This is a genomic window from Pseudonocardia sp. ICBG1293 (genome assembly GCF_020131355.1).
Classification (GTDB): domain Bacteria; phylum Actinomycetota; class Actinomycetes; order Mycobacteriales; family Pseudonocardiaceae; genus Pseudonocardia.
In genome coordinates, this window is the sequence record NZ_JAHLEL010000054.1 from 179,887 (window position 1) to 193,342 (window position 13,456).

The following is a 13,456-nucleotide window of genomic DNA, read 5'->3' on the forward strand; positions in this document are numbered from 1 at the left end:
GGTGCGGGCGGTGTGGCTCGCCGTTCACAGCGGCACCGGCAGGACGCCCCACGCGATCAGGCATCCGATCAGCAGGACGGGGAGCATGTAGTAGACGATCAGCGGGACGAAGGTCTTCTCCGGCTTCGCACCGGTGAGCCCGGCCGCGACGAAGATCGACCCGGAGGCCGGCGGGGACGCGCCCTCGGTCGAGGCGAACACGAGGATCGCCGTCACGGCGAGGACGGGGTCCACGCCGACCGCGACCAGCGCGAGCAGGGACACCTGGCCGACCGCCGTCAGCGTCGCGGTCGAGGACAGCGGCCCGGCCACCACCGCCACCAGCACCGCGACGATCAGGACCATCACGTACTGGTTGATGGCGAGACCGCCCAGGATGCGGTCGACGTCGTCGGAGAGTCCGAGCCCGTTGAGCACCTCGCTGGCCGCGACGGCGAAGAACAGCAGTGAGCCGATGACCGCGAGGCGGGGCATGGCGCCGGTGGTGAACTCGAACCAGCCCGCACGGGTGCGCGGCAGCTGCTTGCGACCGACGACCAGCGCGATCCCCGTGATCAGCATCGGGATCCAGATCAGGATGGAGATGTCGCCGAGCGAGTCGCCGAGACGGGTGTCCGCCCCGAGGACCTCAGCCAGCGGCCCGACGGTGAGGAAGATCGGTACGAACGCACCGATCATGATCAGCGGAGCGGTACCCGCCGTGCGGAGGCTGGTGCGCAGCGGGGTGATCGCCTCGTCGTCGACCCGGGTGATGCCGTCGCGGTGGACGAACCAGTAGATCAGCAGGAAGCGCCACACGATCTGGTAGACCCCGGCCATGAGCAGGGCGAGGTAGATCTGGCCGGTGGTCACCATGGAGCCGGCGAAGCCGATCATGATGACCATCGAGGCGCTCGGCGGGAGCGCCGCACCCATGCCGCCGTTCCCGGCGAGCACCGTGGCACTGCGCGCCGGGTCCCAGCCGCTGCGCACCATCCACGGCCCCGTGAAGGAGCCGGTCGCGGCGGTGTTGCCGGAGTTGGACCCCGACAACGCCCCCATGACGGCCGACCCCGCGGTGTCCACCAGGGCGGGGCCGCCCCGCAGGCGCCCGAACACCGAGTTGAGGACCGCCAGCAGCCGCTGGATGAGCCCGAGGCGGTCGATCACGTACGCCATCAGAACGAACGCCATCGCGGCGAAGAGCACCTCGTGCTCCAGGGCGCCGACCATGCCGTCCAGCAGGGCCCGGGGTGCCCCGGTTCCGGCGAACAACGCCGTGACCACCAGACCGAGGAGCATGGCCTCGCCCATGTTCCGGCGCAGCACCACGTTCCAGATCACGATGACGGCGATGAACGCACAGAGCGCTAGGAGCGCGATCGGCATGTGAACCAGTCCCGACGTCGATGTTGGACTCTGATGAGAAAGTCTCACAGAATGGAAGGCTTGCTCGCGGAATGAGTTTGGGCGGTCTGCCTGACCCTGTCAAGAGGCCGTGTCGTCGTATCGACGAAGCGACCTACCACTGTGTGAGAAGGTGGCCCCGCGTAGTCGGCGACGAAGGTGGGACGGCGTGGAGAAGAGCTCGACGATGCGGTCCCTGGAACGGGCCATCGACGTACTGGAGGTGCTCGACGGGGCGCGCCAACCGCTGCGGCTCACCGAGATCGCGCGGCGCGCGGGGCTGCCGGTACCCACCGCGCAGCGGATCCTGTCGGTCCTCGAGTCGCGGGACCGGGTCGAGCGCGACGGTGCCGGCTACCGTCCCGGCGTCGCCCTCACCTTCGGTGCGCACGCCTACCTCACGACCAACCCGCTGCTGTTCGCCGCGAGCCCGGTCCTCATCGACCTGGCGGTCGAGACGGGGCTGACCGCGTCGCTGTTCCGGGAGTACGACGACACCCGGGTCGTCCTGACCCGGGCGCACGCGCAGCGCAGGCTCCGGTACGAGCTGCCGGTCGGGGCCCGGCTGCCGTTGCACCTCGGCGCCGGCAAGGCGCTGCTGGCCCAGCGCACCGCGGAGGACGCCCGCGCGCTGCTGGAGAGCCTCGAGGAGACCGCGGAGTACCCGGCCCCCGACGTCGAGGCGGTACTGGCCGACCTCGCACGCACCCGGGAACTCGGCTACTCGGTGGCCTACAACGAGCGGGCCCCCGGGGTCGCCAGCGTCGCCGCGGCGATCCCGCTGCACGGCGACGTCCGGGCCGCCGTGCAGGTGGCGGGCTACGCCGAGGACGTCCCCGAGAGCCGCACGGCTGCGCTCGGCCTCGAGGTGCAGCGGGCCGCGCTGGCCATCAGCCGTACGGTCCCCGCCGGCTGAGGCCCGGCCCGGGAAGACGGTGCCGACGGACCGGCTCGACGATCCCGCCGCCGGTCACGAGGTGGCCGACCGCCGGTTCTGCGCGTGGGCGGCGTCGAGGAGGAAGGGGACCCGGGCCCGCCCACAGACGGCCTCGAGCTTGCGGAGCAGGCTGTCGGGCAGGGGGACGCCGTGTTCGGTCCGGTCCTCGCGGTGCCGGCGTTCGGGGTCGCCCGCGACCACGACGGGCACCTCGGCGTCCACGGGTGGCGTCGCCCGGAGTGTGTCGAGCAGCTCGTCGACGTCGTCGAGGTATCCGCCGTCGGGGCGCAGGACGGACGGGTCGAGCGCGAGGAAGAAATGTCCGATGTCCTCCGGGGCGCCGCGGGGACGACGGGCGGCGAAGTCGGCACCCGACAGTGCGGCGCTCAGGATCTGGACCATGACGGCCAGGCCGTAACCCTTGTGGCCACCGGTGACACCGTCACCTCCCAGCGGGGTGAGCCCCCCGTGGAGGTGCTCGTGGATGTAGGCCATCGCGGTACCGGGATCGGTGACCGGGTCGCCCGCCTCGTCGGTCACCCAGCCCTGCGGCACCGGCCGGCCGAGCAGGTCGTAGACCTTGATCTTGTTCGAGGCGACCGTGCTGGTCGACATGTCCAGCACGAACGGCGGGTTGTGCCGCGCGGGCGCGGCGAACGCGATCGGGTTGGTGGTCAGGCGCGGGAGCGCACCACCGGTCGGTACGACGTTCACGATCTTCGCCGACGTCGTCACCAGGCCGATCATCCCGGCCTCGGCCGCCATCGCGGCGTAGTGGCCGGCCGCGCCGAAGTGGTGGGAGTTGCGCACCGACACCACGCCGACGCCGGCGGCGCGGGCCATCTCGACCGCCAGGTCCGTCGCGACGACCGCAGCCGGATGACCGAGCCCTCCCTGCGCGTCGATCAACGCCATCGCGGCGGTCCGGCGGACGACCTCCGGCCGGGCGTCGAGCCGGAGCCGTTCCGAGCGCCGCAGCGTCTCGTAGGACATCAGCATCGATATCCCGTGCGAGTCGATCCCCGAGAGGTCGGTGTGCGTCATCACCGCGGCCGTGGTCGCGACCTGTTCCGGAGCCATCCCCCACGCCGTCAGGACGCCGGAGATCTGGGCACTGATGGTGTCCGCACGGAACCGGAGCCTGTCCACGGGGGTCCTCACCTCGCTCGGCCGCACCGGTCGTCGCGCGAGCGACGGCGGGGGACCGCACCGTGGGACGACCCGGCTGTCTACCGCTGAACGGTAGCAGTTTCCAGCTGATGAGAGATCCGGTCACGGACGGCCCGTCGCCGGGACGGGTCACCCGTCCGGTCCGGGGCGGCTCGGCGGGTCCGCCCCGGACCGCTCCCCGGAGCGGGCGGTCAGCCCTTCAGCTCCGGGAAGTCCTCGTAGCGCCACTCCCCCGCCGGCAGCCGCCGCGGCCTCGTCGCGCTCCCGGGCCCGCAGCTCGACCCGACGGATCTTCCCGGAGATCGTCTTCGGCAGCTCGAAGAACTCGATGCGCCGGACCCGCAGGTAGGGCGCCAGGTGGTCGCGGGCGTGGGCGAGGATCGCGGCCGCGGTCTCGCGGGTCGGCTCGTGGCCGGGGGCGAGCGCGACGTAGGCCTTCGGCACGGCGAGCCGGACCGGGTCGGGCTGCGGCACCACGGCCGCCTCCAGCACCGCCGGATGCTCGACGAGCACGCTCTCCAGCTCGAACGGCGAGATCTTGTAGTCGCTGGCCTTGAACACGTCGTCGGTGCGACCGACGTAGAACAGGTAGCCGTCCGCGTCACGGGTCGCGGTGTCGCCGGTGTGGTAGTAGCCGCCGGCCATCGCCTCCGCGGTCCGTTCCGGCATGTCCAGGTACCCGGTCATGAGGCTGGTGGGGCGCCGGGACAGGTCGATGCAGATCTCCCCCTCGGTGTCGGACACCCCGCCGGTGAGCTCGTCGACCAGTACCACCGGGACGCCGGGCAGCGGGCGTCCCATCGACCCGGGCTTGACCACGGAGCCGGGTGTGTTGCCCACCGACGCCGTCGTCTCGGTCTGGCCGAAGCCGTCGCGCAGGGTCAGGCCCCACTGCGCCCGCACCTGCTCGATGATCTCCGGGTTCAGCGGCTCGCCCGCCGCGATGACCTCGCGCAGCGAGCCGGGCCCGCCGGACAGGTCGGCCTTGATCAGCATCCGCCAGACCGTCGGCGGGGCGCAGAACGTGGTGACGCCCTCCTCCCGGATCCGGCCGAGCAGCGACGCCGCGTCGAAGCGGGTGTAGTTGTAGAGGAAGATCGTCGCCCCGGCGATCCACGGTGCGAAGAAGCAGCTCCAGGCGTGCTTGGCCCAGCCCGGCGAGCTGATGTTCAGGTGCACGTCGCCCGGGGCGAGGCCGAGCCAGTACATGGTGGACAGGTGCCCGACCGGGTACGACGACTGGGTGTGCTCGACCAGCTTCGGCCGGCTGGTGGTGCCGGAGGTGAAGTACAGCAGCAGCCGGTCCTCGGCGGTGGTGCCCGGGTGCTCGACGGGCGCGTCGTCGATGCCGTGGGCGTCGGTGTAGTCCAGCCAGCCCTCGGCGGACCCGCCGACCGCGACCGCGGTGAGCCCGTCGAGCAGGCCGGCGAACCTGCCCGTGCAGGACGCGTCCGCGATCACGAACCGTGCACGGCCGCGCTCCAGGCGGCCCGGCAGGTCGACGGCGCCGAGCGCGGTGGTCGTCGGCATGATCACCGCACCGAGCTTCATGATCGCGAGCATCGACTCCCACAGCTCGACACGGTTGCCCAGCATGACCATCACGCTGTCCCCGCGCCCGACGCCTTGCGAGGCGAGCCAGCGCGCCAGCCGGTTGGAGCGGCGGCGCAGCTCGTCGAAGGTCCAGGCGCCCTCGGCGCCGTCCTCCTCGACGATGCGCAGCGCCGTGCGGGTCTCGCCGTCGGCGATCACGTCGAACCAGTCGTGCGCCCACTGGAACGGCCCGTCGAACCGCGGCCAGTCGAAGTCGGCGACGGCCTTCTCGTGCTCGCCGTACAGTGCGACGAGCCGGTCACGGGCGTCGCGGTAGATCTCGTGGTTGCCCATGGGTGCGGACGTCCTCCTGGTCGGTGGGATGGGTCGGGCCGCGGGTGTCGCGGTCGCCGGCATCGCGTCGGTCAGAGGGGCACCGGGGCGGTGGTGGTGTGCATGCGTGCTCCTCGTCGAGCGCGGCCGGATCTGTCGGGGAGGAGACTGGCCGCAGTCCGCGGAGCGCCGCTACCAACCGAAGTCGGTAGTCGCGGGACCCCGGCCCCCACCCGGTGGGGAGCGGTGACCTGGCCCGACGCCCGCGCCGGTGCCACGCTGACACTGCGCGGGCCGAGAGCCGCCCGCGCGGACGGGAGGAGGACCCGTGTGGGACGACGACGCCGTCGCCAGGGCCCTGGACAGGGTGATGTCCCGGCGGCTCCACGAGCTCAGCTCGACGACCGGCCTTCCGGTCGTCTTCGGGGGGACGACCCGGACGGTGGGCGACGGGCAGCAGCTGACGATCAACCAGCTGATCGGCACCGCCGGTGACTCGCCGCGGCTGCTGAACGTCCTGACCGGGCGTGGCCTCGGTGGCGCCGCGATGGCCCGCCGGATCCCGTGCCGGGTGAGCGACTACGCCTCGACCGCGGGCATCACCCACGACTACGACCACGTCGTCGTCGAGCACGAGCGGCTCGCGTCGATCCTGGCCTACCCGGTCGTCGTGCACGGCTCGGTACGCGGGGTGGTGTACGGGGCGATGCGCGAGCACCGGCCGATCGGCGACGCCGCCGTCCGCAACGCCGGCGTCGTCGTCGCCGCCATCGCCCGGGACGCCACGGCGCTGCTCGACCGGCACGATCCGCCGGTCGTCACGCCCCCGGTCGTCGCCGACGCCGAGGGCCGGGCCGGCGCGCTGCGGGAGCTCGCCGCGCTCATCGCGACCACCGACGACCTGCAGCTGCGCGACCGGTTGAGCCGGATCCACGACGGCCTGGCGGGGTCCCGGGCGGCGGGCCGGCCCGGCGGTGGGACGCCGGTCCTGGCACCACGGGAGATCGAGGCATTGCAGCACGTCGCGGTGGGCGCGACGAACGCCGAGATCGCCGCGCAGCTCGGGATCACCGTGGGGACGGTCAAGGCGTACCTGCACAGCGCGATGCACAAGCTGGACACCCGCAACCGGGCCCGGGCGGTCATCGCGGCCCGTGCGGCCGGGCTGATCTGACCGTTCGGCGAATGCGGTGAACCGTTCCCGGCCCGGGTGCGAACCCACGGGCGGGGGTGAGGCCGATGTACCTGTCCACCGAGCAGGCCCGTGCTCTGGAGTTGCTCGACTCCCGGGACACCGCCGTCGACCAGCTGCGGGCGCCGGTGGCCCGGCTGCTGCGCGACCGCGGACTGATCGAGGCCGACGGTGCCGTCACCGCCGCCGGTGCCGCCGTCGTGGAGGAGATCTACGCCGAGCGGTTCGCCGAGGGCGTCGCCGAGATGGAGGCGCGCATCCGGCACCGCGAGGCGGGTCGTCCCGACGGCTGAGCGCCGGCCGCGCACGCTCCGCCGTCAAAATACCCGGAATACGTCACCCGCGGTGATTGTCCGGGGCCCGGCACCCCGTGTTGCGAATTCTTCCGAACCTTTCGTCCCCGGTCGTCGAACAACGGGGCAGAGGTCGCCGGGAATCGCCCGTCGGTCGGCGCGAACCGAGGAGAACCGCAATGCCGAATTCCCTACGACGTGTACTCGGCCTGGCCACGATCGGTCTCGTCGTCGCCGCGACGAGCGCGCTGGGCGCCGGTGTCGCCTCCGCCCAGGAGAACCCCCCGCCGGTCGCGATGATCTCCAACCTGACCGGCAAGAGCACCTCGGTGGCGCTGGACAAGGGCTTCACCGATGCGCTGACCTCCCTCGACGTCACCCCCGGACCGTTCGGGTCGGCCTCGATCGCCGACGGCACCGCCTCGTTCCCGATCACCGGCGGCAACGTGACCGTCTACAAGCCGGACGAGGTCCTGCCCTACGTGCAGGGCCGGATCGAGCACCAGGGCAGCGGGCTGACCCTGACCAAGGGGGACACCGAGGTCACGCTGGACAACTTCGTGATCGACCCGGGTGACCCCGCGGTGCTGACCGGCCGGGTCCGCGCCGGCGGCCAGACCGTCGCCGAGTCGACCACCCTGTTCGACCTGAACGGCTCGACGCTGAAGCCGATCACGATCGACCAGTCGGCCGGGACCGCGACGCTGACCGGCACCACCGTCACCCTGAACGCCGGGGCCGCGGAGGCCCTGAACGGCGCCTTCCAGACCGACGCGCTCAAGGGCGGCACCACCATCGGCATCGCGACGATCGTCGTGAACACGACGAGCGGGACCATGCCGATGCCGCAGGGCGGTGTCGAGACCGGCGGTGGCAGCACCTCCGGCACCGACGGCGCGCTGGTCGCGACCGGTGTGGCGCTGCTGGCCGGTTCCGCGCTGGTGCTGGTCGTCCGCCGCCGCGGCGTCCGCGGGCACTGAGCCCCACCGGGGGTGCCGCCCGTCCGCCCGGACGGGCGGCACCCCCGGCTCCGGTCGCGGTGACCCCGCCGACCGGTTCCCCTGATCGGCCTCACGACCGGAGCCCGCGATGACCCCACCACCTCCGTCCGGCGCTCGACGGCTGCTCGTCCCGCTGGGCGCACTGCTGTCGGCCGTCGCGGGAGTGGTCGTGCTCGTGTCGGCCCTGACCGCCGGTGGTCCCCCGGAGCCGGTGGCCGCGGCCGCCGGACCGGCGGGGGCCGCCGTGGTCGGCACCGCACCCGCGGGGGCCCGTCCGGTCGGCGAGGTGCTCCCGCCCTCACCGCCCCGGTCGATCTCGATCCCGTCCATCGGGGTCGAGTCGGTCGTCGACCAGTCCGGCCTCGCACCGGACGGCACGCTGGAGGTGCCGGCCCCGGGGCCCGGCTACGACCGGGCGTCCTGGTACCGCGGTTCCTCGGCACCGGGCTTCCGCGGTCCGTCGGTCATCCTGGGGCACGTCGACTCCGCCGCCGACGGCCCGTCGGTGTTCTACGACCTCGGCCGGATGCGCCCGGGCGAGGAGATCACCGTGACGCGGGCCGACGGGATCTCCGCGACGTTCCGCGTCGACGCCGTCCGCTCCTTTCCCAAGAATGCGTTTCCGACCGAATCCGTGTACGGCGACGTCGACCGGGCAGAACTGCGGCTGATCACCTGCGGTGGTGCATTCGACTCGAGCGTGCGCAGTTACCGGGACAACACCGTGGTGTTCGCCCATCTCGTCGGCAGCAGCCGCGGCTGATCACGCCGGTCGTTCCCCGGCCGGCCCGCCGCCACCGGCCGCAGCCGGGGCCCCGGTAGCGGACCACCGGCGTCTTGACGCCCCCGTTACCTTCTTGATCAAGCCCGCTGAGGGCTTGCAGGCCGCCGGCCGCGGTATGACTGACTGCCCCTGTCGCCCGATGATCTGGGGGGTGTTGTCGCCGTGGCCGGAGGGCGCCAACGACCGCTGATAGAGACCTGACCCGTGTGGTCTGCTCGTAACGTGGCTGCCGGCGCGGGTGCTCGTGGTCGGCCTGCCGCGACGAGAAGGGAGCGGCGGTTGCCCGATCCTGACCAGCACCCGACCGGGTTCGCGGTGTTCTGCGGCCTGGACGTGGGCAAGTCCGAACACCACGCCTGCGCGGTCGACACCAACGGGAAGCGGGTGCACGACAAGGCCCTGCCCAACGACGAATCGGCGCTGCGCACCGTGCTGTCCGGGCTGGCCGAGCACGGCGCGGTGCTGATGGTCATCGACCAGCCCGCCTCGATCGGAGCGCTGGCCATCGCCGTCGCTCGTGATCTGGGGATCACGGTGGCCTACCTGCCCGGGCTGGCGATGCGCCGCATCGCCGACCTGCATCCCGGGCAGGCCAAGACCGACGCCCGCGACGCCCACGTGATCGCCGAGGCCGCCCGGACGATGCCGCACACCCTGCGCCGGGTCGGCACCGACGACGAGACCCTCGCCGAACTCACTGTGCTCGCCGGTTACGACGATGACCTGGCTGGGCAGAGCACCCGGCTGACGAACCGGCTGCGCGACGCCCTGCTGCATGTTCATCCCGCCCTGGAACGCCTGCTCGGGCCACGCCTGGACCGCGGTGGCGTGCTCGACCTGCTCGCGGCCGCGCCCACCCCGCAAGCCCTGCGAGAGCTCGGCGCTGACGGGATCGCCGAGACGATGCGGGCCCGGTCGCCTCGACTGGCCCGCACCCTTCCCGCCCAGATCCTGACCTCGCTCGACGCCCAGAGCCTGACCGTTCCCGGCACGGCCGCGTTCGCCCGTGTCATCACCGGCGTCGCCGGGCAGCTGCGCCAGGTCCACACCGAACGCGACCAGCTCGCCGACGAGCTCGAAGCCCGCCTGGAGGCCCACCCTCTTGGACCGGTCCTGACCTCGATGCCCGGACTCGGGGTCAGGACCGCCATCAAGATCCTCACCATCGTCGGCGACGGCTCCGGGTTCCCCACCGCCGGGCACCTCGCCGCTTACGCCGGCCTCGCCCCAGTCACCCGCCGCTCCGGCACCTCGATCAAAGGCGAAACCCGATCCCAGCGCGGCAACCACGCCCTGAAATCCGCGCTGTTCCTGTCCGCATTCGCCGCCCTGGCCGACCCCGCCAGCCGCGCCTACTACGACCGCAAACGAGCCGCCGGCAAACGACACAACGCCGCCCTGATCTGCCTCGCCCGACGCCGCACCGACGTCATCTACGCCATGCTCCGCGACCGCCGCCCCTACAACCCGCCCACGGTCAACAACCCCGATCCAGAACTCGCCGCCGCTTGACGAACCCATAGAGACACCCCCCCCGCGCCGTCCGGGTTGGCTGGGATGCGCCCGGCGCACCACGTCCGAGGTGCCCGCCACCCCGTCGGAGGCCCCATGCCGCCCCTGACCACCGACCGGCTCCCGGTCGTCGACCTGTCCCGCTTCCGCGCGGGTGCGGACGAGCGGGCCGCGTTCCTGGCGGAGCTGCGCCGCGCCGCCCGCGAGGTCGGGTTCTTCTCCGTCACCGGGCACGGCGTCGCCGACGACGTGCTCGCCGACATGGACGCGCTCGCCCGCCGCTTCTTCGCGCTGCCGATCGAGGACCGCCTCGCGATCGAGAACGTGCACTCGCCCCAGTTCCGCGGCTACACCCGTACCGGGACCGAGCGCACCGGCGGCACCGCCGACTGGCGCGAGCAGATCGACATCGGACCGGAGCGCGACGCGGTCGAACCCGGCCCCGGGGATCCGGACTGGCTGCGGCTGGTCGGACCCAACCAGTGGCCGCCGGCCCTGCCCGAGCTGCGCGGGGTCGTGTTGCGCTGGCAGGCCGAGGCGCTGCGGGTCTCCCGTGAGGTGCTGCGCGCACTGGCCGCCGCACTGGGTCAGGAGGAGACCTACTTCGACGGCTGGTTCGACGAGGAGTCCTCGCTGCACCTGAAGATCGTGCGCTACCCGGGCCGCCCCGCCCCGGACTCCGACCAGGGCGTCGGCACCCACAAGGACTACGGCTACCTCGCGCTGCTGCAGCAGGACGGTGTCGGCGGCCTCCAGGTCGAGGGGCCGGACGGCGGCTGGATCGACGCGGTCCCGGTGCCGGGTGCCTTCGTGGTGAACATCGGCGAGATGCTGGAGATCGCCACCCGCGGCTACCTCACCGCGACCCGGCACCGGGTGGTCTCCCCGCCGCCCGGGGTGGACCGGGTGTCGGTGCCGTTCTTCCTCGCACCGCGCCTGGACGCGGTCGTCGCGCCGCTCGACCTGCCGGCCGAGCTGGCGGCGGAGGCCCGCGGGGTCACCGAGGACGCCGACAACCCGCTCGACGCCCGCTACGGGGAGAACGCGCTGACCGGCTGGCTGCGCTCCCACCCCCGGGTCGCCCAGCGGCACTGGTCCGACGTGCTGGCGCGACGGGGCTGACCCGCGGTCGTCGTGCGGTGTCCGGTCACCCGGGGTCCTCGTCGACCGCGCGCCGCAGACCGTCCCCGATCCGATCCATCGTGGCGCCGTAGGCCTCCGGGAGGTCGACGTCGAGCCGATCGGCGAGCACGAACAGCCACCACAGGCACTCGGCGAGCTTGTGCCGCAGCTCGGCGTCGGTGTCACCGTCGATGTCCCAGGTGCGCTCGGCCGCGAGCACCAGCCGCCCGACGGTCGCGGCGTCGTGGGTGAACCCGAGCGCCAGCTCCGGGAGGGTCCAGGTCCGCCCCAGCAGCCGGCCCTCGAGCTGCTCGTAGAGCGACCGCACCTCCCGGGCACGGCTGCGGGCCGCGGTCAGTCCACTGTCGTCGGTCATGGTCACGCCCTTCGTCCGGTGTGACGCCGACGCTAGGCCCGGTCCCGGACCGTTCCCGTCCGGAACCCGGGCCGCGGTCGTGCCCCGCGTCACGGTGTCCGCTGCAGCGCCAACAGTTCCTCCAGCCGGGACACGACGTGCTCGCGGACCTCGTCCGGCCCGAGCACCCGGAACGGGACCCCCAGCCCGAGCAGGAACTCCGCGAGCCACCGCGCGTCGAGGCCGCCGACCGTGCTCCGGGTCCGGTCCGGGCCGTCGGCGCGGTGCCGGGCGACGGTGGCCGGGAGCAGGGAGCGGACCTCCTCCAGGCAGCGGTGGATCTCGACCTCGGCGTGGACCGCGTAGGGCGTGGTGGTGATGGCCTTGTCGACCAGCGCCGACGCGTCGACCTCCCGGCGGCGCGGGTCCGCCGGGCCGGTGACGGAGACACCGGCGACGCGGTCGACCCGGAAGACCCGCCAGTCCCGGCGGTCGAGGTCCCAGGCGACGAGGTACCAGCGGTGCGCGGTGCGGACGACCTGCTCCGGCTCCGCAGCGCGGGTGCTCTCCGCGCCGCGGCGGTCGCGGTAGCGGAACCGGACGCGGTCGCGGGTCCGGGAGGCGCCGGCGAGCGCGGTCAGGGTGTCCGGGTCCACCTCTCCGTGGGCGTCCGGCCGCTCCCCCGCCTCGGCGATCGCCAGGTCGAACCGGCCCAGCGCGTCGGCCGCCCGGCGTGGCAGCGACCGCCGCAGCTTCAGCAGGGCGGCGGGCGCCGCGCGTCCCTCCCCGTCGGGGTGGCTCCAGGCGAGCCGGCGCAACGCGATCGCGGTGGCCAGTGCCTCGTCGTCGTCCAGGCTCAGCGGGGGCATCCGGGCCCCGGCGCCGAGCCGGTAGCCACCGGACGGGCCGGTCGCCGCCTCGACCCCGTAGCCGAGCTCACGCAGCTTCACGACGTCGCGGCGGACGGTCCGCTCGTGGACACCGAGCCGGTCGGCGAGCTCGGCACCCGACCATTCCGGGCGGGTCGACAGGACCGTGAGGAGCTGGAGGAGCCGGTGCGAGGCGCTGAGCACCGCCGCAGGATAGGCCGGGGTTCCGGACGAGAACGGTCCGCAACCGGCCCTACCGTCGGCGCGACCGCGACCCCCGGGAGGAATCCGATGACCACCGACGCCGTACCCACCACCCCGCACCTGGCGGCCACCGACGCGCCGGAGCTGGCCGTGGCCCCCCATACGACCTTCGTCTCGCTGCGCGGCGGCGGACGCCCCGGGACCGAGGCGTTCCACCGCGCGAAGCAGACCGTGCGTGCGGTCGCCCGTGCGCTGCCGGCCGAGCGGCGGGTGCCCGGCGCCGAGGACGTCGTGGAGATCCTCTACCGGTACCCGGAGGGCTCGGCGCCGGTCGGGATCGCGGACTTCTACTGGGTCAACCCGCTCGAGGACCTGCGGTACCGGGTGCTCGCGCAGGTCGCCCCGGCGACGACCGACGGGGAGCTCGCCGCCGCGGCGGACGGGGCGGACGTCGAGCTGTACACGCTGCCCGCACGCCTCGTCGTGCAGGTCCTGCACCACGGCCCGTTCGCCGACGAGCGGCGGACCCTCGCCGACCTGGGCTCGTTCGCCGCGGACCACGGCCTGCGCCGGGTCGGCGACCACCACGAGATCCACCTCGACCCGTTCACCGCGAGCACGCCGCAGGACCACCTGCGGACGATCCTGCGCGACCCCGTGGGCCGGTGAGGGCCCGTCGTCCCGCCCGTGGCGGTCGACGATCCGGTGACGGCGGCGGGCGATGCAGCGGGGCGGCCCGCCGGACGGCGACGATCGCCGTCACGA

The 13,456-nt window shown here is 73.2% G+C and carries 13 protein-coding genes; 8 read left to right on the forward strand and 5 right to left on the reverse strand.

The window, feature by feature from the left end; all coding sequences use genetic code 11:
- Positions 1 to 24: 24 nt before the first annotated feature.
- The gene (locus tag KPF47_RS31585) at positions 25 to 1,368 is read right to left on the reverse strand and encodes a TRAP transporter large permease subunit (RefSeq protein WP_224392409.1); all 1,344 of its coding nucleotides are present in this window, start codon (positions 1,366 to 1,368) and stop codon (positions 25 to 27) included.
- A gap of 187 nt (positions 1,369 to 1,555) precedes the next feature.
- Between KPF47_RS31585 and KPF47_RS31590 the strand changes: the two genes are divergently transcribed.
- Positions 1,556 to 2,302 (forward strand): IclR family transcriptional regulator, encoded by a 747-nt coding sequence (locus KPF47_RS31590; protein ID WP_224392410.1) that lies wholly within the window; start codon positions 1,556 to 1,558, stop codon positions 2,300 to 2,302.
- Positions 2,303 to 2,356: 54 nt separating this feature from the next.
- On the opposite strand, the gene KPF47_RS31595 is transcribed toward KPF47_RS31590, so the two are convergent.
- Together KPF47_RS31595 and KPF47_RS31600 are read right to left on the reverse strand one after the other, a co-directional pair.
- A complete protein-coding gene (locus tag KPF47_RS31595) occupies positions 2,357 to 3,472 on the reverse strand; it encodes an Ldh family oxidoreductase (RefSeq protein ID WP_224392411.1) in 1,116 nt (371 codons plus the stop codon).
- 150 nt (positions 3,473 to 3,622) lie between these two features.
- The gene (locus KPF47_RS31600) at positions 3,623 to 5,380 is read right to left on the reverse strand and encodes an AMP-binding protein (protein ID WP_374108925.1); all 1,758 of its coding nucleotides are present in this window, start codon (positions 5,378 to 5,380) and stop codon (positions 3,623 to 3,625) included.
- A gap of 307 nt (positions 5,381 to 5,687) precedes the next feature.
- Here KPF47_RS31600 and KPF47_RS40545 point away from each other — a divergent pair, with 307 nt between their 5' ends.
- From KPF47_RS40545 to KPF47_RS31630, 6 genes are all read left to right on the forward strand, one after another.
- Positions 5,688 to 6,533 (forward strand): helix-turn-helix transcriptional regulator, encoded by an 846-nt coding sequence (locus tag KPF47_RS40545; protein WP_224392412.1) that lies wholly within the window; start codon positions 5,688 to 5,690, stop codon positions 6,531 to 6,533.
- A gap of 65 nt (positions 6,534 to 6,598) precedes the next feature.
- Positions 6,599 to 6,844 carry a hypothetical protein gene (locus tag KPF47_RS31610; RefSeq protein ID WP_224392413.1) on the forward strand — a complete coding sequence of 82 codons (246 nt, stop codon included), beginning with the start codon at positions 6,599 to 6,601 and terminating at the stop codon, positions 6,842 to 6,844.
- A 179-nt stretch (positions 6,845 to 7,023) separates the two neighbouring features.
- A complete protein-coding gene (locus KPF47_RS31615) occupies positions 7,024 to 7,824 on the forward strand; it encodes a hypothetical protein (RefSeq protein WP_224392414.1) in 801 nt (266 codons plus the stop codon).
- Positions 7,825 to 7,933: 109 nt separating this feature from the next.
- Entirely contained in the window at positions 7,934 to 8,608 is a 675-nt protein-coding gene (locus KPF47_RS31620) for a class F sortase (RefSeq protein ID WP_224392415.1), read from the forward strand.
- Positions 8,609 to 8,908: 300 nt separating this feature from the next.
- Complete coding sequence (locus tag KPF47_RS31625) at positions 8,909 to 10,141, forward strand: IS110 family transposase (RefSeq protein WP_224386690.1); 1,233 nt, start codon at positions 8,909 to 8,911, stop codon at positions 10,139 to 10,141.
- A 96-nt stretch (positions 10,142 to 10,237) separates the two neighbouring features.
- Complete coding sequence (locus KPF47_RS31630) at positions 10,238 to 11,263, forward strand: isopenicillin N synthase family oxygenase (protein ID WP_224392416.1); 1,026 nt, start codon at positions 10,238 to 10,240, stop codon at positions 11,261 to 11,263.
- Between the two features lie 25 nt (positions 11,264 to 11,288).
- On the opposite strand, the gene KPF47_RS31635 is transcribed toward KPF47_RS31630, so the two are convergent.
- Together KPF47_RS31635 and KPF47_RS31640 are read right to left on the reverse strand one after the other, a co-directional pair.
- Positions 11,289 to 11,639 (reverse strand): hypothetical protein, encoded by a 351-nt coding sequence (locus KPF47_RS31635; RefSeq protein ID WP_224392417.1) that lies wholly within the window; start codon positions 11,637 to 11,639, stop codon positions 11,289 to 11,291.
- 89 nt (positions 11,640 to 11,728) lie between these two features.
- Positions 11,729 to 12,691 carry a YafY family protein gene (locus KPF47_RS31640; protein WP_224392418.1) on the reverse strand — a complete coding sequence of 321 codons (963 nt, stop codon included), beginning with the start codon at positions 12,689 to 12,691 and terminating at the stop codon, positions 11,729 to 11,731.
- An 87-nt stretch (positions 12,692 to 12,778) separates the two neighbouring features.
- Here KPF47_RS31640 and KPF47_RS31645 point away from each other — a divergent pair, with 87 nt between their 5' ends.
- A complete protein-coding gene (locus KPF47_RS31645) occupies positions 12,779 to 13,360 on the forward strand; it encodes a GyrI-like domain-containing protein (protein ID WP_224392419.1) in 582 nt (193 codons plus the stop codon).
- Positions 13,361 to 13,456: the final 96 nt, after the last annotated feature.